21 protein-coding genes and 1 tRNA gene are annotated in these 23,883 nt (G+C 68.4%); 8 read left to right on the top strand and 14 right to left on the bottom strand.

The genetic code is table 11. The features are described from left to right. Positions 1 to 30: 30 nt before the first annotated feature. Genes ACZ6DT_RS03635 through ACZ6DT_RS03600 form a run of 8 tightly spaced genes read right to left on the bottom strand, consistent with a single transcriptional unit; the run spans position 31 to position 8,344 of the window. Positions 31 to 1,410, bottom strand: coding sequence for an amidase (locus tag ACZ6DT_RS03635; RefSeq protein ID WP_465588038.1), 1,380 nt, complete (start codon positions 1,408 to 1,410; stop codon positions 31 to 33). Between the two features lie 11 nt (positions 1,411 to 1,421). Further along, positions 1,422 to 2,180, bottom strand: a complete 759-nt coding sequence (locus tag ACZ6DT_RS03630) for an SDR family NAD(P)-dependent oxidoreductase (protein WP_465588035.1) — start codon at positions 2,178 to 2,180, stop codon at positions 1,422 to 1,424. Further along, on the bottom strand, positions 2,177 to 3,598 hold the full coding sequence (locus tag ACZ6DT_RS03625) for an aldehyde dehydrogenase family protein (RefSeq protein WP_465588033.1): 1,422 nt from the start codon (positions 3,596 to 3,598) through the stop codon (positions 2,177 to 2,179). The genes ACZ6DT_RS03630 and ACZ6DT_RS03625 overlap by 4 nt, the downstream gene beginning before the upstream one ends. Further along, a complete protein-coding gene (locus ACZ6DT_RS03620) occupies positions 3,591 to 4,361 on the bottom strand; it encodes an ABC transporter ATP-binding protein (RefSeq protein WP_465588030.1) in 771 nt (256 codons plus the stop codon). Before ACZ6DT_RS03620 ends, ACZ6DT_RS03625 begins: the two co-directional genes overlap by 8 nt. Then, on the bottom strand, positions 4,358 to 5,104 hold the full coding sequence (locus ACZ6DT_RS03615; RefSeq protein ID WP_465588027.1) for an ATP-binding cassette domain-containing protein: 747 nt from the start codon (positions 5,102 to 5,104) through the stop codon (positions 4,358 to 4,360). Before ACZ6DT_RS03615 ends, ACZ6DT_RS03620 begins: the two co-directional genes overlap by 4 nt. After that, positions 5,101 to 5,913, bottom strand: coding sequence for an ABC transporter permease (locus ACZ6DT_RS03610; protein WP_465588025.1), 813 nt, complete (start codon positions 5,911 to 5,913; stop codon positions 5,101 to 5,103). Before ACZ6DT_RS03610 ends, ACZ6DT_RS03615 begins: the two co-directional genes overlap by 4 nt. Then, positions 5,913 to 6,857: an ABC transporter permease gene (locus ACZ6DT_RS03605; protein WP_465588022.1), complete on the bottom strand. Its 945-nt coding sequence runs from the start codon at positions 6,855 to 6,857 to the stop codon at positions 5,913 to 5,915. Before ACZ6DT_RS03605 ends, ACZ6DT_RS03610 begins: the two co-directional genes overlap by 1 nt. Further along, on the bottom strand, positions 6,854 to 8,344 hold the full coding sequence (locus ACZ6DT_RS03600; protein WP_465588020.1) for an ABC transporter substrate-binding protein: 1,491 nt from the start codon (positions 8,342 to 8,344) through the stop codon (positions 6,854 to 6,856). The genes ACZ6DT_RS03605 and ACZ6DT_RS03600 overlap by 4 nt, the downstream gene beginning before the upstream one ends. 60 nt (positions 8,345 to 8,404) lie before the next feature. Here ACZ6DT_RS03600 and ACZ6DT_RS03595 point away from each other — a divergent pair, with 60 nt between their 5' ends. Then, positions 8,405 to 9,148: a FadR/GntR family transcriptional regulator gene (locus ACZ6DT_RS03595; RefSeq protein WP_465588017.1), complete on the top strand. Its 744-nt coding sequence runs from the start codon at positions 8,405 to 8,407 to the stop codon at positions 9,146 to 9,148. Positions 9,149 to 9,169: 21 nt separating this feature from the next. Beyond that, positions 9,170 to 10,225 (top strand): patatin-like phospholipase family protein, encoded by a 1,056-nt coding sequence (locus ACZ6DT_RS03590; RefSeq protein ID WP_465588014.1) that lies wholly within the window; start codon positions 9,170 to 9,172, stop codon positions 10,223 to 10,225. A 74-nt stretch (positions 10,226 to 10,299) separates the two neighbouring features. Here the strand turns inward: ACZ6DT_RS03590 and ACZ6DT_RS03585 are convergent, their stop codons facing one another. From ACZ6DT_RS03585 to ACZ6DT_RS03565, 5 genes are all read right to left on the bottom strand, one after another. Further along, positions 10,300 to 10,902, bottom strand: coding sequence for a class F sortase (locus ACZ6DT_RS03585; protein ID WP_465588011.1), 603 nt, complete (start codon positions 10,900 to 10,902; stop codon positions 10,300 to 10,302). Between the two features lie 3 nt (positions 10,903 to 10,905). Beyond that, the gene (locus ACZ6DT_RS03580; RefSeq protein ID WP_465588008.1) at positions 10,906 to 11,565 is read right to left on the bottom strand and encodes a hypothetical protein; all 660 of its coding nucleotides are present in this window, start codon (positions 11,563 to 11,565) and stop codon (positions 10,906 to 10,908) included. 440 nt (positions 11,566 to 12,005) lie between these two features. After that, the gene (locus tag ACZ6DT_RS03575; RefSeq protein ID WP_465588005.1) at positions 12,006 to 12,338 is read right to left on the bottom strand and encodes a hypothetical protein; all 333 of its coding nucleotides are present in this window, start codon (positions 12,336 to 12,338) and stop codon (positions 12,006 to 12,008) included. 18 nt (positions 12,339 to 12,356) lie between these two features. Then, positions 12,357 to 13,409, bottom strand: coding sequence for a trans-sulfuration enzyme family protein (locus tag ACZ6DT_RS03570; protein WP_465588002.1), 1,053 nt, complete (start codon positions 13,407 to 13,409; stop codon positions 12,357 to 12,359). Positions 13,410 to 13,483: 74 nt separating this feature from the next. Further along, positions 13,484 to 16,720 (bottom strand): penicillin acylase family protein, encoded by a 3,237-nt coding sequence (locus ACZ6DT_RS03565; protein WP_465587999.1) that lies wholly within the window; start codon positions 16,718 to 16,720, stop codon positions 13,484 to 13,486. 141 nt (positions 16,721 to 16,861) lie between these two features. Here ACZ6DT_RS03565 and ACZ6DT_RS03560 point away from each other — a divergent pair, with 141 nt between their 5' ends. Beyond that, on the top strand, positions 16,862 to 17,236 hold the full coding sequence (locus ACZ6DT_RS03560) for an FKBP-type peptidyl-prolyl cis-trans isomerase (RefSeq protein WP_465587996.1): 375 nt from the start codon (positions 16,862 to 16,864) through the stop codon (positions 17,234 to 17,236). A 215-nt stretch (positions 17,237 to 17,451) separates the two neighbouring features. Here ACZ6DT_RS03560 and ACZ6DT_RS03555 read toward each other — a convergent pair. Continuing rightward, positions 17,452 to 17,534: transfer RNA gene (locus ACZ6DT_RS03555), tRNA-Leu, on the bottom strand. Between the two features lie 129 nt (positions 17,535 to 17,663). On the opposite strand from ACZ6DT_RS03555, the gene ACZ6DT_RS03550 reads away from it, so the two are divergent. The 5 genes from ACZ6DT_RS03550 to ACZ6DT_RS03530 all read left to right on the top strand — a co-directional run bounded on the left by ACZ6DT_RS03550 (position 17,664) and on the right by ACZ6DT_RS03530 (position 23,881). Next, positions 17,664 to 18,923: a DUF3662 and FHA domain-containing protein gene (locus ACZ6DT_RS03550; protein WP_465587993.1), complete on the top strand. Its 1,260-nt coding sequence runs from the start codon at positions 17,664 to 17,666 to the stop codon at positions 18,921 to 18,923. Positions 18,924 to 19,084: 161 nt separating this feature from the next. After that, complete coding sequence (locus ACZ6DT_RS03545; protein WP_076163900.1) at positions 19,085 to 19,552, top strand: FHA domain-containing protein FhaB/FipA; 468 nt, start codon at positions 19,085 to 19,087, stop codon at positions 19,550 to 19,552. Continuing rightward, positions 19,549 to 20,943, top strand: coding sequence for a PP2C family protein-serine/threonine phosphatase (locus tag ACZ6DT_RS03540; RefSeq protein WP_465587990.1), 1,395 nt, complete (start codon positions 19,549 to 19,551; stop codon positions 20,941 to 20,943). Before ACZ6DT_RS03545 ends, ACZ6DT_RS03540 begins: the two co-directional genes overlap by 4 nt. Then, positions 20,943 to 22,421 carry an FtsW/RodA/SpoVE family cell cycle protein gene (locus ACZ6DT_RS03535; protein WP_465587987.1) on the top strand — a complete coding sequence of 493 codons (1,479 nt, stop codon included), beginning with the start codon at positions 20,943 to 20,945 and terminating at the stop codon, positions 22,419 to 22,421. Before ACZ6DT_RS03540 ends, ACZ6DT_RS03535 begins: the two co-directional genes overlap by 1 nt. Continuing rightward, complete coding sequence (locus ACZ6DT_RS03530) at positions 22,418 to 23,881, top strand: peptidoglycan D,D-transpeptidase FtsI family protein (protein ID WP_465587984.1); 1,464 nt, start codon at positions 22,418 to 22,420, stop codon at positions 23,879 to 23,881. The genes ACZ6DT_RS03535 and ACZ6DT_RS03530 overlap by 4 nt, the downstream gene beginning before the upstream one ends. The last annotated feature ends 2 nt before the right edge of the window (positions 23,882 to 23,883 follow it).

Below are 23,883 nucleotides of genomic sequence, written 5' to 3'. Positions count from 1 at the left end.
AAGGACCGCATTCAGAGGACGAAATGCGGGTCAGGGCCAGGGGCGCGGAGTGGGGCGAAGGGTTTCGTAGGCGGCAGCGGCGCGTAGGACGTCGAGGTCGGCGAAGCGGCGGCCGCTGATTTGGAGGCCGATGGGCTGGTCGTCGCTGGTGTAGCCGCAGTTGATCGAGACCGCGGGTTGGCCGGACATGTTGTACGGCACGGTGAACGCGATGTGCTCGAACGGGCGGCGCGGGTCGTTGGTCGGCGAGGGCCAGTCGGCGGGCGGGGCCGAGACCGGGCAGGTCGGTGACAGGACGACGTCGAAGCGTTCGGTCGCGCGCAGGGTCGCGACGGCGATGGCGTCGATCTGCGCGAAGCCGCGGTAGGCGTCGACGCCGCTGACGTCGGCACCGCCGGCGGCCCAGTCGGCGATGTACGGCAGGACCTTCGCACGGCGGTCCTCGGGTAGCGCGGACATGTCCGACCAGGCTCGGACGCGCCAGAAGGTGTTGAGTCCGTCGAGCATTTCGCGGCGCAGGAACGGCGCCACCGACTCCACCACGGCGCCTGCGGCCTCGAACACGCGCGCGGCTTCGGTGACGGCGGCGATCGTCTCCGGCAGCACCGGGAGCCCGACGCCCGGATCGAGGTGGAGCCCGATCCGCAGGCCCTTCACCTCGCAAGACAGCGACTCCCAGTCGAGCGACGAGGGCGGCAGCGAAAGGTGGTCGCGACCGTCCACCCCGGACAGAACGCTCATCAGCAGCGCGGTGTCGGCCACGGTCCGCGTCATCGGCCCGGCGACGCGGCCGAGGAACGGCGGATCCACCGGTACCCGGCCGAAACTCGGCTTCAGCCCGACCAGACCGCACCAGCCGGCGGGCAGCCGGATCGAGCCGCCGATGTCGGTGCCGACGTGCAGCGGGCCGTAGCCCGCGGCCGCCGCCGAACCGGCACCGGCGCTGGAGCCGCCGGGCGTGCGCGTGGTGTCCCACGGATTCCGCGACGCGGTATGGAAACTCGACAGCCCGGACGTCAGCATCCCGTAGTCCGGCATGGTGGTCTTGCCCAGCAGGACACCACCGGATTCGCGCATCCTGGCGGCCGCCGGGGCGTCATCGGACGCGGGTGTCAGCGAGGTGGCGGCCGTACCGAGCGGGACCGGTGTGCCGCGGGTCGCGATGTTCTCCTTGAGCGTCAAGGGAACGCCGTCGATCGGACCGAGCGGTTCCCCGGCTTGCCAGCGGCTTTCGGACGCCTTCGCGTCTTCTCGCGCATCGGTCGGGTCGTACGCGTAGAGCGCGTGCAGCTCGGATTCGCGCGCCTCGACGCGGGCGAGGACCGCTTCGGTGACTTCGACCGGTGACAGTGTCTTCGCGCGATACTGGGCGACCAGTTCGACGGCGGTCAGGTCAGGCAACTCCGGCACGGACAGGCTCCTCACGTCGCGGGCGGTTCGAAGCGGCCGTCGACCGCGGTCCAGCCGCCGTCCACCGCCAGCACGGAGCCGGTCACGAACGACGACGCGTCCGAGGCCAGGTAGACGACGGCGCCCGCGAGTTCGTCGGGACGCGCCCATCGGCCGAGCGCCCCCTTGGTCGCGTACGCGTCGTACCAGGCCGGATTCGCTTTGATCTGCGCTGTCAGCGGAGTCTCGACGACGCCGGGCGCGATCGCGTTGACCCGCACCCCGGCCGGGCCGAACTCCGCCGCGGCCGTGCGGAACAGCTGCACCAGCCCGGCTTTCGTCGCCGCGTACGGCCCCTGGCCCGGCTCGACGGTGGTACCGCGGATCGAGGAGAACCCGATGATGCTCCCCCGCCCGCGTTCGACCATCCCGGCGCCGAACGCGCGGACGACCTCGAAGGTCGCGCCGAGGTTCAGCGCGATCACCCGGTCGAATTCCTCGCGCGTGTACTCCAGCAGCCGTTTGCGCACGTTGGTCGCGGCGGTCAGCACGACGACGTCGATCTCGCCGAGTTCGCCGGCGGCGCGCGCGGCGGCACCCTCGGAGAGCAGGTCGATCTCGTACGCCTTCCCCACGCCGGTTTCCTCGGCGGCCGCGAGATCGCGGTCGGCGACGATCACCTCGGCACCGTGCGCGGCCAGCGCCTTCGCGGCTTCGCGGCCGATCCCGCTGCCACCACCGAGGACGACGGCTCGCTTTCCCTCCAGCCGGAACAGGTTTTCGTAGCTCACGGGCGCAGCACCGCCATCCTCGTCACGGTCAGTTCTTCGACCGCGAACCGCGGCCCTTCCCGCCCGATGCCGGAGTCCTTCACACCGCCGTACGGCATGGTGTCGGACCGGAAACCGGGCACCTCGTTGACCACCACACCACCGACTTCGAGTTCGTCGAGCGCGCGGAACGCCGTCTTCAAGGACGTGCTGAACACCGAGGCGTGCAGGCCGTAGCGCGACGCGTTGACCGCGTCGAACGCTTCGTCCACAGAGGACACGGTGCGGACGCAGACCACGGGGCCGAAGATCTCCTCGTCCCAGCATTCGAGGCCACCGGGCACGTCGAGCAGCACCGTCGGCCGGATCGCCGTGCCGTCCACTCCGCCGCCCGCGAGCCGCGCACCCGCCGAGATCGCTTTGCCGACCCATTCCTGAACGCGCTGGGTGGACCCGGGGTCGATCAGTGCCGAGACCCGCGTCTTCTCGTCACGCGGGTCGCCGGTGACGACCTCGTCGAGCCGCGCCAGCAGCCGTTCGGTGAACTCCTGGGCCACCGCCTCGACCACCAGCACCCGCTGCACCGAGATGCACGCCTGCCCGGACGCGTAGAACCCGCCGCGCAGCACCGCGTCCACGGCCGCGTCGAGATCGGCGTCCTCGGCGACCACCAGGGCGGCGTTGGACCCGAGCTCCAGCAACGTCTTCGTGGGCGCGGCGTCGCGGGCGATCCGGTGCCCGACCAGCGCGGAGCCGGTGAACGACACCGCGCCGACGCGCCGGTCGGTGACCAGCGCCGAGCCGATGGCCGCGTCCCCGGTGACGAGCTGGACCATCGCGGGCAAATCGGTCAGCGAGCGAACTAGGTGCACGAGCCACAACGTCGCCAGCGGGGTCTGCGGCGCGGGTTTCACCACCACCGGGCAACCCGCGGCGATGGCGGGCGCGATCTTGTGCGACGCCAGCAGCAGCGGATAGTTGAACCCGGCGATGCCGACCACGACGCCGATCGGCTTGCGTTTCCAGAACCCGACCAGCCCGTCGCCGGACGGCAGCAGGTCGAGCGGCACGGTCTCACCGTGCAACCGCGAAACCTCCTCGGCGGCGGCCTGCCAGGTGACGATCGTGCGGGCGACCTCGACCCGGCAGTCGACCAATGGCTTGCCTGTTTCCAGAACCAGGAGCCGTTCGAATTCGGCGCGCCGGACTTCCAGAGCGGCGGCGACGTCGTTCAGGAGCGAACGCCGGGTACGCGACGGCAGGGCCGCGACCTGCTTGAACACCGCGACGGCTTCATCGATCGCGCGTGTGGCCAGCTCCGGCGTCCCGACCGGCGCCCGGCCGATCTCACTCCCGTCGAACGGGAACACGATCGGTTCACTGTCTACAGTGGACACCCAGTCGGCACCGATCGGCAGTCCTTCAGGATGGTCAGCCATCGTCCCCTCCCCGCAGCCTTGCCAGTTCGGTCCGCAGATTCGGCGCGGCCGCCAGCAGTTCCCTGGTGTACTCGTGTTCCGGCGCGTCATAAACCTGGTCGACGTCACCGATCTCGACGATCTCGCCGCTCCGCATCACCGCGACCCGGTCGCAGACGTGCCGCACCACGCCGAGGTCGTGCGAGACGAAGATCAGCGTCAGTGAGTACAGCTCGACCAGCGACGCGAGCAGGTCGAGGATCTGCTTCCGCACGGAGACGTCGAGCGCGCTCACCGGCTCGTCCGCGATGAGGACGCTCGGGTTCGGCGCGAGCGCCCGCGCGATCGAGATGCGTTGCCGTTGCCCGCCAGAAAACTGGTGCGGATAGCGGTTGGCGGCGTCTTCGGGCAGGCCGACCGCCCTCAGTAACTCTGAGACCCGCGCGGGATCCCGGCGCCCCAACGGCTCGGAGATGATGTCGCGCACCCGCATCCGCGGATCGAGCGAACCCATCGGGTCCTGGAAGACGATCTGCAGTTCCGACCGCAGGAAGCCGAGTTTCCGTTCGGGCAGGGTGTCGATGCGTTGACCTTGGAACGAGACGCTGCCCGCCGTCGGCTTGTCGAGGGCGGCCAGCAATCTGACCAAAGTGGACTTTCCCGAACCCGACTCGCCGACGATGCCGAAGCGCTGACCGGCCTCGACGTCGAAGGAGATTCCGCGCAGCGCATGGACGTCACGCCTGGTGTAACGGCGTTCCAAATCTCTCACCGAGATCATCATCGTCTCGCCTCCAGATCCGAAGCGGCCAGCAGCTTCTTCGTGTAATCGTGCTGGGGCGCGGTCAGCACCTCGCGGGTGGTGCCGGCTTCGACGATCTCGCCGTCCAGCATCACCAGCACCCGCTCGCATACCGACGCCACGACCGCGAGGTCGTGCGTGATGAACAGCAGCGCGCTCTCCCGCTCCTGGACACCGTCGAGGATCAGTTCCAGGATTTGCGACTGCACGGTGACGTCGAGCGCCGTCGTCGGCTCGTCGCAGATCAGCAGCTTCGGATCGTTGGCCAGCGCGATCGCGAGGACGACGCGCTGCCGCTGCCCGCCGGACAGCTGGTGGGGATAGGCGCGACCGACGCCGGGCAGCCCGACGGAAGCCAGCAGAGCCTCGGCCGCCTCGCGATGTTTCCCGCCGCCGCGGTGGATCCGCATCGGTTCGGCGACCTGCGCGCCGACCCGCATCGCCGGGTTCAACGCGGTCATGGGTTCCTGGAACACCATGGACATCTCGTTGCCGCGCAGCCGCGACAGTTCCCTCTCCGGCGCGCCCAGCAGCTCGCGGCCGTCGAGTTTGACCGATCCGGACGCGGCGAGTTCTTCGGCAAGCAGTCCCATGATCGACAACGCCGTCAACGACTTCCCGGAACCCGACTCGCCGATCAGCCCGACCCGCTCACCGCGCGCGACGGTGAACGAGACGTCGCGTACCAGGTCGCTGATCCCGAGACCATGGACTTTCAGGGTCATACCCGGGCCGCCAATCGGGGATCGAGACGATCGCGGAGGCCGTCACCGAGCAGGTTGAAGCCGAGGACGGCGATGGCTATCGCGACGCCGGGCACGAGCGCCAGCCGAGGATGCAGGGTCAGGAACATCTGCGACTCCTGGAGCATCCGGCCCCACGACGGCGTCGGCGGCCGCGTGCCGAACCCGAGGAACGACAGCGCCGCTTCCGCGAGCACGGCGATCGCGAACGACACCGACGCCTGCACGATCAGCAGCCCGGAGATGTTCGGCAGTACGTGCCGCGCCGCGATGTTCGGCCGCGAGCGACCGGCCGACCGCGCGGCCAGCACGAACTCGCTGCTCATCACCTGCAGCGTTCCCGAACGCGCGATCCGCGCGAACGACGGGATGGTCGCGATGCCGATCGCCACCATCGCGGTCAGCGTGTTCGCCCCGAACACCGCGCCGAACATGATGGCCAGCAGCAATGCGGGGAAGGCGAGCACGAGATCGTTGACCCGCATGACGAACTCGCCGAGCCAGCGTGAGGACATCCCGGCGAGGATGCCCAACGGTGTCCCGATCAGCGCGGCGATCCCGACCGCGACCACACCGACGTACAGCGTCGTCCGCGCGCCGACCATGAGCTGACTGAGCACGTCACGGCCGAAACTGTCCGTGCCCAGCGGATTGGTGCCGCTGAAATCGTGCAGCCGGTGGGCCGCGTCGACCTTCACCGGGTCGAACGGCGTCCACACGAACGAAAGCAGCGCGGCGAGCACGATCAGCGCGACGAGGACGCCGCCGATCACGAGACTGCGGCTACGCATCAGGAACCCCGCAATCTCGGGTCGAGCACCGTGTAGAGGACGTCGACCACGAAGTTCACCAGCAGCACGCCGACCACCAGTACCAGCACGATCCCCTGCACGGACAGCAGATCCCGGGACGCCACCGAATCGAGCAGCATGCTGCCGAGACCCGGCAGGACGAAGACGCGTTCGACGACGACGGCGCCGATCAGCAGGGTCGCCAGTTGCAGGCCGAGCACCGTCACCACCGGCACGGCCGCGTTGCGCAGACCGTGCCGGAACAGCGCTTGGAACGGCCGGAGCCCCTTGGACCTCGCCGTGCGCAGATAGTCCTGCCCGAGTGTGTCGAGCACGGCGGACCGGACATACCGCGTGAGCACGGCGCCTTGAACGAGTCCCAGCGACAAGGCGGGAAGGACGAGACCGCGGAGGAATTCGCCTGGATCCCGCACCGGCGGCGTCCAGCCGCCGGAGGGCAGCCAGCGCAACTGCACCGCGAAGATCTGCACCAGGATGATGCCGGCGAGGAACGCGGGGATCGCGACGCCGATCTGCGACAGCCCGGAAACGGCGGTGCCGTCGGCCTTCCGATGCCGCACCGCGGCGAACGTCCCGGCCGGGACGGCGATCAGCAGCGCCACCAGCATTCCGGCGCCGACCAGCCACAACGTCACGCCGAGCCGGTCGGCCAGCGCGGGTCCGATCTCCTCGCGCGTGACGTACGAACGGCCGAAGTCGCCTTGCAGGACACCGCCGATCCAGTCGAAGTACTGCGTCATCAGCGGCCGGTCGATGCCGAATTCGGCACGCGTCTTCGCGACCAGTTCCGGCGTCGCGTTGACGCCGAGCGCGACCTGCGCCGGATCACCCGGCAGCACGGCCATGAACAGGAACACCACGATGGAGGCGACCAGCACACTGGCCACGAGGATCCCCAGGCGGCGGAGCACCTTGACCGTCATCGCGGCGCCAATCCCGTGAGGTCGAAGGACTCGCTGACCTGGTTGCGGACGAACCCGGTCACCTTGTTCTTCGCCACGATCACGTTGGGGAAGAGGAAGAGCCAGTCCGCGGCGGCGTCCTCGGACAGCCGCCGCGCGACCTGGCGCATCGCGTCGACCTGCTCCCGGGGCGTTCCGGCGTCGGCCTTCGCCAGGTTCTGCTGGACGGGCTTGCTGTCGTAACCCCAGTAGTACTTCGGCCTGCCGAACGTGACGATGTCGCGCGCCTCGACGTGCTGGATGATCGACAGGTCGTAGTCGCGGTCGGTGAAGACCTGCTTGAGCCACACCGCCGGGAAGTCCAGCGGCTCGATCGTCACCGTGACCCCGACGTCCGCCAGCTGCGACGCCACCACCTGCGCGGCCGAGACGGCGTACGGCAGGTTGGGAATCCTCAGCCGCAGCGAGGGATTCGGCTGACCCGCTTCGGCGAGCAGCGCTTTCGCCTTCGCGGGATCGAACGGGTACGCGTTCGCGAGGTCCTCGTACCAGGGGTCCGTCGGCGGGACCATGCTGCCGATGAGGGTGCCGCGGCCGGCCCAAGCCGTGTCCAGCAAGGCCCTCCGGTCGATGGCGTACGACAGCGCTCGTCGTACGCGGACGTCGTTCAGCGGCGGACGCGAGTTGTTGAACGCGAGCGTGACCTCGCTGTTCGTCGTGCCTTCGACGACGGTGAACCGGTCGTCGCTCTGGAACTGCGGGATCGAATCCGGCACGGTGATCGCGGAGATGACGTCGATCCCGTTGCTGAGCAGTGCGTTGTTGAGCGCCGTGGGATCCTTGATGTACTTGAGGACCACCGTGGAGTACGCCGGTTTCCTGCCCCAGTACGCGGGATTCTCCTTGAGCACGATGGAATCGCCGCGCCTGCGCGAGGACACCGTGTACGGCCCGGTGCCGACCGGTTCGTTCGCCAGATCCGCGACGCCGGTGGGGCTGAACATCGCGCCGAGACGGCTGGTCAGGCTGAACAGCCAGCCGTTGCTGGGCTTGGTGAGCACGACCCGCGCGTGATCCGGCGCCACGACGTCGACTCGATCGACGACGTCCATTGTGGACTTGATCGACACGGTCCAGTCGGTCTTGACCCGCATCAGCGAGAACTTGACATCCTCGGCGGTGAACGGCGCGCCGTTGCTGAACCTCGCGTCTTTCCGGAGCTTGAAGTCGTAGGTCTTGCGGTCTTCCGAGACCGTCCACGATTCGGCCAGCAGCGGCACGATCTTCGCGTCCGCGTCGAGTTTCACCAGGCCCTCGTAGACGTTGTAGAGCAAGGCCTGCGGGATGGCGGCACCGTCGGTACGGGTGAAGTCGAAGTTCGCGGGTTCGGCGGTGTACCCGATCGCGAGCGTGCCGGTGCCTTGAGCGACCGTGGCACTCGATCCAGCGGAGCAGCCGGACGTCACCAGCAGCAACACTGCCACTGCCGCGTGAATCCGGACTTTCATCCTGCCCCCTGACCGGTAGACTGGTCTGACCAGTAAACCAGACGAGACGACAGGGTCAAGATGGAATTCGAGCCGGTCGCCCCTGTCCGCGCGTACCAGCGTGTCGTCGAGCAGATCGAGGAAGCCGTGTTCAGCGGCCGGATCAAACCCGGCGACCGGCTGCCGAGCGAACGCGAACTGATGGTGCAGTTCGACGTCGGCCGCTCGACCGTGCGGGAGGCGCTGCGGGTGCTGCAGGCGGCGGAAATGATCCGCTCGCGGCCCGGCGATCCGCGCGGCCCCGAAGTCCTGGCCGCCTCGCCCGCCGCGTTGCACCGGTCGATGCACCGGCTCGCGCGCGCCGACCACATCGGCCTTCCCGAGCTGTTGCAGTTCCGCATGATCCTCGACGGTTCCGCACATCTGCTCGCCGCGCAGCTCAGGACCGAAGACCATCTCACCGAACTGGACACGGCGCTGGAGGCGATGCGCGCGGGTGTCACGGAGGGTTTCGCCGAATTCAGCCACGCGGACGTCGCGTTCCACGAGGCCATCGCCCGCGCGACGGGGAATCCGCTGCTGGTGATCAGCGGCGAGGTCGTCCGCGGCGTCGTGCTGGAGCTCATCGAGGACAAGCTGAAGCACGCCGACGACCGGACGGCGTTGATGCGCAACTGGCTGGCGCATCACGAAGAAGTGCTGGGAGCGATCCGGGACTCCGACGGCGAGTGTGCGTCGAGGCTGTCGAAGCAGGCCTTGTACGACAACTACGCCGAGTACGTCCCCGAGGAGCACCGTCGCCTCTTGCGGCCCCTGCTCGCTTGACCCGCCTCTACACTCGCTCAGGTGGGGGATACCGAGAAGCCTTCAACAGCCCGCACGGATGTCGGTCTCGCGCTGTCCGGCGGCGGCTACCGTGCGATGTTGTTCCACACCGGGGCCCTGTGGCGGCTCAACGAACTCGGCTGGCTGTCGAAGATATCGACGTTCTCGAGTGTCTCGGGCGGCTCGATCGCCGCGGGTGTGGTCGCGCACGCGTGGTCGGACCTGGAGTTCGAAAACGGTGTCGCGAACAACTTCCACGACGAGGTCGTCGCGCCGGTCCGGAACCTCGCGCGCACCCGGCTCGACATCCCGGTCACCTTGCTGGCCATGGCGATTCCCTGGCGGAGCGCCGGGGAGGAACTCGCGCGGGTGTACGCGAAACATCTGTTCGGCGACTGCTGCCTCAAGGACATCGACCCACACGGCCCGCAGTTCGTCTTCACCGCGACGAACCTCCAGGACGGCGCGCTGTGGTGGTTCTTCCGGCAGAACGGGCCGCACGGGAACATTCCGCTCGCGACCGCGGTGGCCGCGTCCTCGGCGTTCCCGCCGATGCTTTCGCCCGTCGTGCTCCAAGACCCGCATTCGGACGACCGGAAACGCAAGATCGTGCTGAGCGACGCCGGCGTCTACGACAACCTCGGCCTGGACCCGGTCGAAGGGCACGCGACGGTGCTGGTCAGCGACGCGGGAAAGCGGATGAAGGTCAAGCGGAAGGTCAACCGCGACTGGGGGCGACAGCTGCTGCGCGTTCTCGACGTGATCGACAACCAGGTGCGCGAGCTGCGGCGCGGCGCGTTGCTCAAGTCCTATGTGGAGAACGATTTCGCGGGCGCCTACTGGGGGGCCTACGTCGATCTCGAGAACTTCGAGCTCGAGGATTCGCTGACGGCGCCCGTGGCTCTCACGCACAAGCTGGCGGAGACTCCGACGCGCCTGACGAAACTGCCGGAAGTGCTGCAGGAACGGTTGATCAACTGGGGTTACGCGGCCTGCGACGCGGGGATGCGGAAGTGGGTCGACACCGGAGCGGCCGCTCCCGCCGGGTTCCCGTTCCCGGCCGCGGGCCTGGGCTGAGCGGGTCCCCGAATGCGAGGAACGGTCCGTTCCTTGCGAAATTTGCAAGGAACGGACCGTTCATGGCGCGCGCGTCAGGCGACGAGGTTCGCGTAGACGATCACGTTGTCCTTGTAGCTGTGCTCTTCCTTGTCGAAGACACCGCCACAGGTGATCAGCCGCAGCTGCGGCTTGTCCGTGTTGCCGTAGACCGCGTCCTCGGGGAACTGGTCCTTGGGGACCTGGTCCTTCTTCTCGACCACGAACTTCAGGCTCTTGCCGTCGCTGCGGTCGACGAGGATCTCGTCACCCGGGTTGACGTCCTTGAGCTTGAAGAAGATGCCCGGCTGCTTGTTGCCGTCGACGTGGCCGAGCAGGATCGCCGGGCCGACGTCACCGGGCACCGGCGAAAGCTGGTACCAGGCGGCCTGCATCGGCTTCTTCGCCGAAGGGACGGCCATCTTGCCGTCCTTGTTGACCGCGACCGCGATCAGGTTCGACTCCGCGCCGATCTTGGGGATCTTCACGTTCGTCGGCCTGGTGCCGCTGAACGGCTTCGTGACCGGGACGGTCGATTCCGCCGGGGCCTGCTGTGCCGCGGGCGCCGGGTCGTCGGAACCGCAACCGGTCAGTGCGAGGGAAAGGATCAGGGTGGCCGCGACCGCGCGGCCACCCCGCCTCGGAAACTTCGTCGACATCGATCAGGCCGCGGTTGCGCCGAAACCGGTCTCGATGCCGCCCTTGGGGGCGTACTTGACCTGCTTCTCCGGCTTGCCCGGAGTGGCCGCGCCGCCGCCGATGGGCGCCTCGAACTCGATGTCACCCTTGCCCGGCTTGCCGGCACAGGTCCAGGTGAAGGTGCTCGAGTTGCCCTTGAAGGACTTCTTGACCTTCACGATGTAGACCCAGTAACGGCCGTCGTCCTCGGCCTGGTTGCCGGCCACGGTGTCGAAGTCCGGCGCCGAAACGTTCGACGGCTCGCCCGACTGGCAGGCGATGACCAGCGCGCCGACACCGTTCTCACCGATGTAGCCCGCGCCCACATTGTCGACGTAGGGCTCCTCCGGCGGCGTGGTCGGGTTCTCCGAGGTGGAGGTCGGCGACGGCTTGCCGGAAGTCGGCTTGCCGGTGCTGGTCGGGGTCGGCTCCTGCGAGGACGACGAAGCCGGGCCGCTCGTCTCCGGCGGGGCCGTCGTCACCTTGCCGCCCGTCCACGAAGGCGCCGTGGTGGGCGTCTCGCTCGACGAAGCGGGAGGCGTGGTCGTCGTGTCGGTCTGCGCCATCGCGACCGGCGTCACGGCCAGCGAGATGACGGCGCCGGCCAGCACCGCGCCCGCGAGGCGGCCCAACGTCTTCTTCAAAGTGATCTCCCAGTGGAAAGCATCGCAACACAGAGTGACCCCCACCCTGCGACCACCCGAAAGGAATCCCACGTTCGGGTGACAGCGTGATCCTGCCGGAAAGCGCCGGTCGGCCATAGCGGATAAACCGTGACAAGAACCACTGGGAAAACCGGTAACGCGGGAATGTCCTCGCTCGATACAAGGGCCCGAAAGCCGCTCAACAAAGGGAAAGCCTCGCTGCGACGAAGGAATGTTAACACCCGGACGGCCCGAACGGTTGCCGTGCGGAAGCATTTTTTCGCCACCCGCCCCACGTCGCGAAAATGCCCGTTCTTCTGGGCAAACCCACCTCGGACAGTGACGAGGTTACCGACGGGTTCACACTTTCGGAGTACTCGCTCGTGAAGAACTGACCATTCAGAAGCAAATGTCGGTGCACGGCAACCCGAAGGTCACGATCAGAACACCAGGAACAGGGCCACGGCGAGGGAGACCGCACCGAGGAGCCCCGCGACGAACAGCCAGGGCTTCGGCGACGTCCGGTTCCGCACCGCCCGGCCGCCGCCCACCATCGCGATCAGGAGTCCGAGGCCGAACCCGATCGCGGGCAGGAAGGTGGCGAAGGTCCGGTTTTCGGCGTCACACGCCCAGATCCCGTCGCTCGGGCAGGGCGACGCCGCGAATTCGGCCAGCAGCCCCGCCGCGACGATCGCGAGGAAGCCGAGCACCAGGAGCCAGAACAGGCCCCACAGCAATTGACCGAGCCGCCTTGGCGGTTTCGTCTCTTCCACGTGCTTCAGGTTAAGACGCTAGGCCGCGTCCTGGCCCAGTGCCGAAGCCAGATCCGTCCAGAGATCTTCCGGATCTTCGAGCCCGACGCTGAACCGGACGAGCCCGGCGGGCACGTGGGCGTCACCCGCCAGCCAGGCCCGGCGCTCGACCAGGCTCTCCACCCCGCCGAGGCTGGTGGCGGCCCGGATCAGCCGCAGCGACCCGATGACCTTGTCCGCGGCCTCCGCGTCGGGGAGTTCGAACGCGATCATCGTGCCGGAACCGGGATAACGCACCCGGGTGATCGAGGGGTGGTCGACCAGCCGCGCCGCCAGGAGCGCCACTGTGCGCGTCTGCTCGGCCAGGCGGACCGGCAGGGTCCGCAGCCCGCGCAGGGCCAGCCACGCTTCCAGCGCGCCCGGCGTCGCCCCCATCCTGGTGCGCGCGTCGCGCAGGTCCTTCGCGACGCCTTCGTCGGCCGCGATGGTCAGGCCGAGCAGCAGATCGCTGTGGCCGCCGATGAGTTTCGTCGCGCTGTGCACGACGATGTCGGCGCCGAGGTCCAGCGGCCGCTGCCCGAGCGGGGTGGCGAACGTGTTGTCGACGGCGACCAGTCCGTTCGCGGCGGCGGCGATCGTCTCGATGTCGATGACGTCGAGCGTCGGGTTGGTCGGTGATTCGAGCCAGAGCAGGTCGGCGTCCGCGGCCGCGACCCAGGCGGCCGTGTCGTCCGGCGCGATCTCGGTCACCACCAGGCGGCCGGTGCGCTGCGCGTGGGCGAGCAGGCCACGCGATCCCGCGTAGGAGAACGTCGGGACGCAGACCTTCGCGCCGACCGGGAGGGTGTCGACGACGGCGCTGAGCGTCGCGATCCCCGACGCGAACGCGGTGGCGTGCCCGCCTTCGAGCGCGCCGATCGCGGCTTCGAGGGCTTCCCAGGTCGGGGTGCCGTTCTCCCGCGAGTACGCGCGGTCGGCGCCGGCGTCGAAGGTGCTCGCCGCGACGATCGGCACGTTCAGCGGTTCGCCGGGACCCTCCGGTCGTCCGGCGGCGACGGCGAGGGTGCGGGGTGACCAGTCGTTCGTGTCCACCCCGCCACCGTAAACCGTCCTGACGATCAACCGGGTCGGCGCCGTCGCGGTCCGATGTCCCCCGACCGTCGCCGCTAGTGGGCGTACACCTCGAACTCGTAGAGGGAGTAGCCGTACTTCGTGCCGCGCTGGACACCGGCCATCCGGACCTGACGGGCGTCCACGGCTTCGAAGGCGACGTTGTCCTGTCCGCCGTTTCCGTCCACTATGGATGCCACGTCGCGCCAGTTCGTCCCGTCGGCCGAGACCTGCACCTTGTAGGCCTTGCCGTACGCGGATTCCCAGTGCAGGACGACCCGGGAAACGCGCCGCACCGAACCGAGGTCGACGGTGATCGACTGGTTGTCGCTCCAGTCGCTCGCCCAGCGCGTCGACAGGTCGACGTCGATGGCTTTGGACGGCGGCGAGTTGTACCAGCCGGTTTCGTGGCTGGTCGCGCTCACCGAGCGGCCGGTGGCGAGGTTGGCGATGTTGTCGCCGCGTTTCGCCGGGAACTCCACGACCTGCTGGAAGGTCGGCCGGTTCTGGGTGCTCATCTTGTCGTGGGTGATGCCGCCGAGCGCGCGGTGGATGATCGTGTCGGCACACCACTGGTCGCCCGCGGCGCAGTCGCCGTCACCGGGATAGACGGTGCTGGCGGGTTGGGCGGCCGCCTGCGTCAGCGAGTCGAGCAGCACCTGACGGCAAGTGTCGACGTCTCCGCCACCGCAGTACTTCACGGCCAGCGGACCGGCCACGTTCTGTCCGAGGACCGAACGGATGTCCTTGTGCACATAACCCCACCAGCCCGACTGATACGACGAACCCGCGTGCCCTTGGCCGACGTGCTTGCCGGGAACCTCGTTCTGCCAGCCGGACGGCGACTCGTTGATCTTCAGCACACCGACCATGGCGGCGTAGGCGGCGTCGCCCATACCGGGTTTGAACTGGGCGTTGACCAGCAACGGCCACCAGGCGTCCATGATGCGGATCGCGTCGGCGTTCGCGTACGCCTTGCTGCCGGGCGCGGTCTCCGAACGCAGGCCGCCCGCCGTCAGCCAGGTCTTCAGCTTCGCCACCGCGTCCGCGGCCGGACCCGTCACCGGTGCCTTGTCGATCACCTTGAACAGTTCCGGCAGCACCTTCTCCGCGCGGAGGTCGGCCAGCGCCGCCTCCTCCATGGCCTGCGTGAGGTTCACGCGTGTCACCCTGGTGCCGCTGGAGATCATCTTCTTGACCCGCGCGTCGATCAGATCGCCGCGGTGGACGGAACTCTTGTCCGCCCCGCTGGCCGCGTAACCGTTGGTCTGCGCGTTGTTCCAGCTGATGTAGTAATCCTGGTTGATCGACTGCGGATGGTGCGACGACGGCGTGTAGTTCGCGAGGTTTCCGTCGGGATTCCAGCCCTGCCAGTCGAATCCGGCGTCGGCCCGCACCGGCATCGCCGGGTCGACGTTCGGATCGCGGACCGGGTTCGAGCCGGAGTTGAAGTACGCGACGTCGCGTGAGTCGGCGTAGAACCAGTTGTAGGTCTGGTTGACGTCGGCCGCCGCGGCCTGGAAGTCCTGCGCGGACTTGATCGCGTCCGGGTCGTTGAACTTCTGGAAGCCGATGATCGTGTCGATCTCGTGCTGGAAGGTCGACCGCAGCGACGCGTACGCGACCGGTTTTCCGCCGACCAGCGCCCGGCTCGTCACCGGCCCGTATTTGGTGCGGAAACTGCGCAGCGTGTACGAACCTTGCGCCGTCCCGTCGGCGACGGTGGGCTTCCAGGCGTTCTTGCGTTCGACGATCTCGAACGGCAGGCACTGGCCGCGGAACCGGTAGAAGCCGGAGTTCTTCGTCGGCGCGGAACCGTTCTGCTCGCACAGTTCGACGGCGTAGGTGTCGATGATGTCCTGCGACGCCGAGGTCGCGCTCCACGAGTAGTCCTTGCCGCGACCGAGCAGCACGTACATGCTGATGCCCGCGAACGAGGCGCCGCGGGCGCTGATGCCCGGGCCTTGGATTTCTTGCAGCATCAGCAGTTGCGGCGCGAAGTAGCCGGCCTGCGGGCCGAAGACGGCGACCGGGTGACCGCTCGCGGTCTTGGCGCCGGAGACGACCAGCGCGTTGGACATGCCGTGCTTCTCCGACAGCATGTTGCCGGGCAGGACACCGTCGTCGAAGATGCCGCGGACGGCCTTCTGGTCTCCGGGCGCGGGAACGTCCACCTTGGCGGGCGTCGCCGTCCCGGCGGAACCGGTCGGGTCGAAGACCAGCTGCTGCCCGGTGACCGAACCCTTGTCCGGCATCGCGGCGCCCCGCGGGTTCGACGGTGCCTTGCCGTAGTCGAAAGTCTGTCCATTGTGGAGGGTCTTGACGGTCTCGGGGTCGTCCTCGGACCGGAGGCTCTTCCAGACCTTGTCGCCCTGCTCGAGACCGTACTTCTCCTGCATCGCCATCTTCGCGATGGCGTTCTGCACCTCACCGCCGCCGCCCGCGCCGAACTGCGCTCCGACGACGGCGGCCAGTACGACGAGGTCGGTCAGCTTGAACGGCTCGATGGTCCCGGCGTTCGTGATCGCGTCGACGTGCCCGGTGAGCACGTACTCGCCGGGGAAGTAGCGGCCGCCGTGCGCGTCGGCGATGTACTTGTTGACCCCCTGGACGTAGGCCTCGGCGTCGGCCTTGCCCCGCGCGCCACGCGGGCCACCGGCCGCGGCGTCGTCGATCTGCTTCTGCAGTTCCTGTTCGGTGTACGGCGCCGACGAGAAGAAACTCTGCTCGAGTTCGCGGTTGCCCTGCGCGCCACCGGCGAACGAAGTCAGCTGGCCGCGGCCGACGCGGCGCATGATGTCCATCAGCCACAGCCGGTCCTGCGCGGCGGCGTACCCGGCGCCGTACATCGTGCCCGGTCGCGTCGTGCCGACGATGCGGGGAACGCCGGTCGCCTTGTCACGGGTGATCGTCACGTCCGAACGCGGTTTGATCGTGCTCTCGACCTGGCCGGATCGGACGCCGAAGGAGGCGTCGTTGAAGAACTGGTTGATCTTGTCCGTGGTCAGCGTCTTGTAGCCGTCGGCGAGGGAGGCGTACTTGCCGAGCTGATCGGCCGAATGCGCGGGACGGGTGCCGAGCGCCTTGTGCGCCAGGATCTCGGCGAGCGTCGCGTTCCCCCTGGTGCCGGGCGGCAGGATGTCGGCGCACTGACCGCCGCAGTAGTCGTCGAGCGCCGCCGCGACCACCGAGTTCCGTGGTGCCTCCGCCGCGTTCGCCTGAAGTGCCGGAACGGTGCCCGCCACCAGCGTCAGCCCCGCCAGCGTCGCCAAGACCCGTATGCCTCGTCGCATGAAAGACCTCCGTCGTCGGAGTGTGACGAGGCGCACACTACCCACGGGTATCCGAATTTGTGAAGACTATTCGCATTCTTGCCACCGTTCGGCGGAACACTCGACCTGCGGACCCAGGACCAGCAGAGGTAGCTTATGGGCATGTCTTCACAGAAGCCCCAGATCGACCGCCCCGAGGGTCCCGCGCCCTCCGAGCTGGAGACGGCCGACATCTCCGTCGGCGACGGCCAGGAGGCCAAGGTCGGCGACACCGTCTCGGTGCACTACGTCGGCGTCTCGCACTCGACCGGCGAACAGTTCGACGCGTCGTGGGATCGCGGCGAGCCGCTTCGCTTCGGCCTCGGCGCCGGTCAGGTCATCCCCGGCTGGGACCAGGGTGTCGCCGGCATGAAGGTCGGCGGCCGTCGCAAGCTGACCATCCCGCCGCACCTCGCCTACGGTGAGCGCGGCGCCGGCGGCGTCATCAAGCCGAACGAAACCCTGATCTTCGTCGTCGACCTAGTCGGCGTGAACTGACCCACACCCCGCACCACCAGACCAGACCCGGCCGCCGCCGGGTCTTTTCTTTGCCCCTTTGCCTTTCCTTTGTTCTTTCAGGCACCGACCCCAAGCCCAACCGCCGCCCTCACGCACCGTGGGGGTCCGGGGGGGCTCGGCCCCCGGGAACCGACGAGCGACGACCAACGCGAAAGAGGCCCCGTCGCGCTAGCGAAGGGGCCTCTGAACAAGAGTGGGCGAGGAGGGAGTTGAACCCTCACGTCCTTTCGGACACACGGACCTGAACCGTGCGCGTCTGCCATTCCGCCACTCGCCCGAGTGCTTCGTTCTCTGACAGCTCGCAAAGCGTAGCAGGCTGATTTCACGGGTTTCACCGGGGGCCGTGTCCGACTGGCCGTACCCGGATAGGATCGACGGGGAAGCACACGTGTGAGGAGGTTGCCCGGTGGGCCGCGTTGAGCGCTTTGATAGGCGGCTCGAGAATCTGGTGGGCAATACCTTCGCGCGCATGTTCGGTGGCAAGGTCGTCACGCAGGAAGTGGCGGTGGCGCTTGAGCGCGAGAGCGAGGAGAACGTTCGTGAGCTGGCCGGTGGTCGACAGCTCGCCCCCAATCACTACATCGTGTCGTTGGGGGAGGCTGATCACGAAAGTATGGCCGGAGACGAGCGTCGGGTCACGTCGGTGTTGGCGGAGGCGGTCAAGGAACACCTCGCCGAGCACGGTTGGGACACCTATGGTGACGTCGTAGTTTCGCTCGAGCGCAACGAGGCGCTGCATACTGGACAATTCAAGACCCGTTCGTCCGTCGATCCCGACGTCAAGCCCCACGGCGCCGAAGGTTCGTCACGGTCGGCACGACCCAGCAACGCAGGAGACCCAGCAATGAGCCAGCCCCCCGGCTACGGCCAATACGACCAGGGTGACCCGTACGGCCAGCAGGGCCAGTACGGCTACGGACAGCAGGCTGGCCAGCAGCAGCCCGGGTACGACCAGGGTTATGGCGGCCAGCAGCAGGGCGGCTACGACCAGGGTTACGGCGGTGGCGCTCAGCAGCCCGGGTACGACCAATACGGCGGCCAGCAGCAGCAGCCCGGCTACGACCAGGGCTACGGCGGCGCCCAGCAGCCCGGCTATGACCAGTACGGCGGTCAGCAGCAGCCGGGTTACGACCAGGGCTACGGCGGCGGTGCCGCGCAGCAGCCGGGTTACGACCAGTACGGCGGCCAGCAGCAGCCCGGTTACGACCAGGGCTACGGCGGCGGTGCCGCGCAGCAGCCCGGCTATGACCAGTACGGCGGCCAGCAGCAGGCCGGCTACGACCAGTACGGCGGTGGCCAGCAGCAGTACGGCCAGCCCGCGGCGGATCCGTACGCGCAGGGTGGCGGCTACGGCGGCCCGCCCGCGGCCGGGCGTCAGCTCGCGGCGAGCCTCCAGCTGGACGACGGATCGAACCGCTCGTACTCGCTGAAACAGGGCGGGAACGTCGTGGGCCGTGGCCAGGACGCCGATTTCCGGCTCCCGGACACCGGTGTCTCGCGTCGTCACCTGGAGATCACCTGGGACGGTCAGAGCGCGACGCTCGCGGACATCGGTTCGACCAACGGAACGACCGTCAACGGCACCCCGGTGCAGACCTGGCAGCTGGCCGACGGCGACGTGATCCGCGTGGGCCACTCGTCTCTCGTGTTCCGTACGCAGGGCTGACCGGCGGCGCCCGGAGGGGGTATCGCAGAATTGCGGTGCGGGGACCTGTGGTGGATCGGCACCTCGGGTCGTACGCGGAGAGCAGCGCTGTCCGGAGCCGACCATCCCGGACGGCACGGGCTCTCCGCGGCGTACAGGAGAAACGGGAGCGGACACAACAAGTGCCAGAGCTGGTCGTTCAACTCACCAGGGTGGGCTTTCTCGTGCTGCTCTGGCTCTTCGTGTTCGCCGCGTTGCGTGTCGTCCGGTCGGATCTGTACGCGGCCTCCGGGCTGCGAGTCGCCGTCCCGACGTTCGGTCGCAAGAAGAAGGAAAGCAAGAAGCCGCGCGGCGGGAAGTCGCCGCAGCAGCTGCTCGTGACCCATGGTGCGCTGGCAGGCACCAGGATCGCCTTGGACGGCAGGCCGATCCTGATCGGCCGTGCCGACGACTCGACCCTGGTGCTGGACGACGACTACGCGTCGACCCGGCACGCCCGGATCGCCCTGCGCGGGGAGGATTGGTACGTGGAAGACCTGGGCTCGACGAACGGGACGTACCTTGACCGGGCTAAGGTCACGGCACCCCTCCGGGTCCCGCTCGGAGTCCCCATCCGGATCGGCAAAACGGTGATCGAGCTTCGGCCATGACTCTCGTCCTCCGCTACGCGGCTCGCAGCGACCGGGGCCTGGTGCGTTCCAGCAACCAGGACTCCGTGTACGCCGGTCCCCGCCTGCTCGCCCTCGCCGACGGCATGGGCGGCCACGCCGCGGGTGAGGTGGCCAGCAAGGTCGTCATCGCCTCCCTCGCCCCCCTCGACGACGACGATCCCAGCGACGACCTTCTCGCCCAGCTGCGTGAGGCCGTCCAGAACGGCAACGCCGCCATCGCCGAACTCGTCCAGCAGGACCCGGACCTCGACGGGATGGGCACCACCCTGACCGCCGTGCTGTTCGCCGGTTCGCGGATGGGTGTCGTGCACGTCGGCGACTCGCGGGCGTATCTGATGCGCGGCAAGCAGTTCTCGCAGATCACGCGGGACGACAGCTTCGTCAACGAACTTCTCGAACAGGGCCGGATCACGCCGGAAGAGGCCGCGGTGCACCCGCAGCGGTCGCTGCTGCTGAAGGCGCTCACCGGCCATGAGGTCGAGCCGAGCCTGACCGTGCGCGAGGCCCGCGCCGGCGACCGTTACCTGATCTGTTCGGACGGTCTGTCCGGCATGGTCAGCGACGAGACGCTGGCCGAGGCGATCCAGATCCCGGATCCGCAGTCCTGCGCGGACCGGATGATCGAGCTGGCGCTCAAGGGCGGCGGCACGGACAACGTCACGGTGATCATCGCCGACGTCGTCGACGTCGACTTCGGTGAGGACGCGCCCATCGTGGGCGGCGCCGCCGGGGACGGCAGCGACGAGTTCCACCAGGGCGACTCCCCCGCCGCCCGCGCCCGCGCGCTGACCCTGCCCTCGCCGCAGCCGCGGCCGGAGGTCCAGCCTCAGCAGGAGGACCCGAAGGTCAAGCGCCGGAGGCGATTTCGCTGGCTGGCGGGAGCAGTGGTCGTCCTGATCGTGCTGGCCGCGGCGGCGATCGCCACGCGGTATTTCGTGCTGAGCCAGTACTACGTCGGCGAGGGCTCCGGCGAGGAGGTCGTGATCTACCGCGGCGTCCCGGGCAGCATCCTCGGCATCGACCTGCACGCCTACGAGCAGGGCTCGTGCCCGCCGGGTGGTCTGTGCACCGACAAGCTCCTGGTGCCGGCACTGCAGGAGGACGCGCGGATCGCGGTGAAGAACGGCGTCAAGAAGGACAACCTCGACGACGCCCGCAAGTACATCGACGACTTCCTTCGGCCGCACAAGCAGCTGGCCGACTGCAAGCAGGGCACCGGCTCGACTTCCACGCCGCCCACCGCGTCGTCGCCTCCGGTGTCGTCGTCGGCGGCAGTCCCTTCGACCCCCGCCTCGCCGAGTTCGGCGAACCAGCCAGCGGGGAGGGACTGCTCGACGCCGACCACGGCAGCACCAGGGGGCGGTAACTGATGAGCACGCCGCTCGCCGATCCGGCTTCGGCCCAGTTCGCCACGAACCCTCCGCGCGAGCTGCCCAAGCGACGCGGGACCGAGCTCGTCCTCCTGGCGTTCGCGACGTTCATCGTCACCGTCGCGCTCGTGCTGGTGGAGGCGAACCAGGAGCAGGAGCTCACCAGCTCGATCATCTGGCTGGGGCTGTCGTACCTCGGGGTGCTGACGGCGGCGCATCTGGCGGTCCGCCGCTGGGCGCCGTACGCGGACCCGGTGATCCTGCCGTGTGTCGCGCTGCTGAACGGGCTCGGCCTGGTGATGATCCACCGGATCGACCTCGCGCTCGCGGAACGCGCGATCCAGCAGGGCAAGGAGTACACGCCGGACGTCACGAAGCAGGTGCTGTTCACGGCGATCTCGCTGGTGTTGTTCGTGGTGGTGCTGGTCGTGATCAGCGATCACCGCACGCTGACCCGCTACGGCTACACCTGCGGTCTGGTCGGCATCGTGGCGCTCGCGCTGCCCGCCGTGCTGCCGTCGAGCCTGTCCGAGGTCAACGGCGCGAAGGTCTGGATCAAGCTGCCGTTCTTCTCGATCCAGCCAGGTGAGTTCGCGAAGATCCTGCTGATGATCTTCTTCGCCTCGTTCCTGGTGACGAAACGCGACCTGTTCATGGTGGCGGGCAAGCGGATCGTCGGCGTCGAGTTGCCGCGTGCCCGTGACCTCGGCCCGATCCTCATCGCGGCCGCCGCCTGCCTCGGTGTGCTGGTGTTCGAGAAGGACCTCGGCACGTCGCTGCTGTTCTTCGGTGTCACGCTGGTGATGTTGTACGTCGCCACCGAACGGATCATCTGGGTCGTGCTGGGGGTCGGCTTCTTCGCGGCCGGCGCGATCATCGCCTACAACCTGTTCACGCACGTCCAGCAGCGCGTCCGGAACTGGATCGACCCGCTGGCCACCTACGACGACCCCGGCGGCGGCTACCAGGTCGCGCAGGGGCTGTTCGGGCTCGGGACCGGCGGGGTCGGCGGGACCGGCCTCGGCGCCGGACGGCCGGACATGGTCCCCGAGGCCAAAACGGACTTCATCACCACCGCGATCGGCGAGGAACTCGGCCTGATCGGTCTCGCCGCGATGCTGATGCTGTACCTGATCCTGGCGATGCGCGGGATGCGCAGCGCCCTCGCCGTGCGCGACACCTTCGGCAAACTCCTCGGCGGCGGTCTGTCGTTCGCCCTGGTCATGCAGATCTTCGTCGTCGTCGGCGGTGTCACGAACCTGATCCCGAACACCGGGATCACCGCCCCGTTCCTCTCCCGCGGTGGTTCTTCACTGCTCGCGAACTACATCCTGGTGGCCCTCCTGCTCCGCATCTCCGACGCCGCCCGCAAACCCGCCGTGCGGCCGAAGCCGCAGCAGCCGCAAGCGCCGCTCGCCGAGGCGCACACGGTGATGGTCCAGCGGCCGCCCGCGACCGGTGAGGGGAGCCCTTCGTGAACACCCCGCTCCGCAAGGTGGGTGTCGCCATGCTCGTCATGGTGGTGCTCCTGATGGCGAACGCCACCTACATCCAGGTGGTCAAGGCCGACGACTACCGCACCGACTCGCGCAACGTGCGCGTGCTCTACGACGAGTACTCCCGCCAGCGAGGGCTGATCGTGACGCCCGACGGCGCCGCGCTCGCCAAGGTCGACCCGTCGAACGACAAGTACAAGTTCATCCGGACCTACGCCGACGGTCCGATGTACGCGCCGGTCACCGGCTACTACTCGATCAACTACGGCGCCGGCGGTCTGGAGCGGTCCGAGGACGACGTCCTGAACGGTTCCGACCCGCGGCTGTTCGTGCGGCGCCTTTCGGACATGGTCACCGGCCGCGACCCGCGCGGCGGGAACGTGCGGCTGACGATCAACCCGGCCGTGCAGAAGGCCGCGTACGACCTGATGACCAAAAAGGGCTACACCGGCGCGGTGGTCGCGATGGAGCCCAAGACCGGGCGCATCCTCGCCATGGTGTCGACGCCGTCGTTCGACCCGAACAAACTGGCCTCGCACACCACCAAGGAGCAGGTCGCGGCCTGGTCGCAGTGGCGCGACGATCCGAAGAAGCCGATGCTGAACCGCGCGATCTCGGAGACGTACCCGCCGGGTTCGACGGCAAAGCTGCTGGTGACCGCGGCCGCGCTCGAGGACGGCAAGACGGCGGACATGCCGGTCAGCACCGCGCCCAACGTGAAGCTGCCCGGCACGCAGACGACGCTGGAGAACTACGGCGGCGCGGCCTGCAAGGGCAGCACGCTGAAGGAAGCGCTGCGGTACTCCTGCAACGTGCCGTTCGCCGAGATCGCGGGCGAACTCGGCAAGGACAAGCTGAACGCGACGGCGAAGAACTTCGGTGTCGGCGAGGACCTGACCGTGCCGATGCGGGTCGCCGGCTCGTCCCTCGGCCCGCTCGAATCGAAGGCGGCCCTGTTCCAGAGCTCCATCGGCCAGCGCGACGTGCGGCTGACGCCCCTGCAGGACTGCCTGCTCTCGGCGACCATCGCCAACAACGGGATGGCGATGAAGCCACAGCTCGTGCAGTCGCTGCTGGCGCCGAACCTGTCGACCATCGAGGACTACACCCCGGCCGAACTGACCGGTGACGCCGCGATGTCCAGCGCGAACGCCGCGATCCTGCGCGACATGATGCTGGCGTCGGAAGAGAACACGAAGGGCGCCGGCAAACGCGGCGACATCCAGATCGCCTCCAAGACCGGCACCGCCGAGCACGGCAACGACCCGAAGAACACCCCGCCGCACGCCTGGTACACCGGGTTCGCGCCGGCGATGGACCCGAAGATCGCCGTCTCGGTGATCGTCGAGTCCGGGGGTAACCGAGGGCTCGAAGCGACCGGTGGCACCGTGGCCGCGGAGATCGGCCGCGCCGCCGTCAACGCCATGCTCGGGGGTGGATAGCG

The organism is Amycolatopsis sp. NPDC041971, assembly GCF_055588925.1.
This window is presented reverse-complemented; position numbering and strand designations above follow the sequence as displayed.

Coding starts and splice junctions, on each gene's coding strand:
- ACZ6DT_RS03615 (WP_465588027.1), bottom strand. CDS start 5,104: ATGACCCTGAAAGTCCATGGTCTCGGGATCAGCGACCTGGTACGCGAC.
- ACZ6DT_RS03585 (WP_465588011.1), bottom strand. CDS start 10,902: ATGTCGACGAAGTTTCCGAGGCGGGGTGGCCGCGCGGTCGCGGCCACC.
- ACZ6DT_RS03565 (WP_465587999.1), bottom strand. CDS start 16,720: ATGCGACGAGGCATACGGGTCTTGGCGACGCTGGCGGGGCTGACGCTG.
- ACZ6DT_RS03610 (WP_465588025.1), bottom strand. CDS start 5,913: ATGCGTAGCCGCAGTCTCGTGATCGGCGGCGTCCTCGTCGCGCTGATC.
- ACZ6DT_RS03620 (WP_465588030.1), bottom strand. CDS start 4,361: ATGATGATCTCGGTGAGAGATTTGGAACGCCGTTACACCAGGCGTGAC.
- ACZ6DT_RS03625 (WP_465588033.1), bottom strand. CDS start 3,598: ATGGCTGACCATCCTGAAGGACTGCCGATCGGTGCCGACTGGGTGTCC.
- ACZ6DT_RS03540 (WP_465587990.1), top strand. CDS start 19,549: ATGACTCTCGTCCTCCGCTACGCGGCTCGCAGCGACCGGGGCCTGGTG.
- ACZ6DT_RS03535 (WP_465587987.1), top strand. CDS start 20,943: ATGAGCACGCCGCTCGCCGATCCGGCTTCGGCCCAGTTCGCCACGAAC.
- ACZ6DT_RS03560 (WP_465587996.1), top strand. CDS start 16,862: ATGTCTTCACAGAAGCCCCAGATCGACCGCCCCGAGGGTCCCGCGCCC.
- ACZ6DT_RS03595 (WP_465588017.1), top strand. CDS start 8,405: ATGGAATTCGAGCCGGTCGCCCCTGTCCGCGCGTACCAGCGTGTCGTC.
- ACZ6DT_RS03600 (WP_465588020.1), bottom strand. CDS start 8,344: ATGAAAGTCCGGATTCACGCGGCAGTGGCAGTGTTGCTGCTGGTGACG.
- ACZ6DT_RS03605 (WP_465588022.1), bottom strand. CDS start 6,857: ATGACGGTCAAGGTGCTCCGCCGCCTGGGGATCCTCGTGGCCAGTGTG.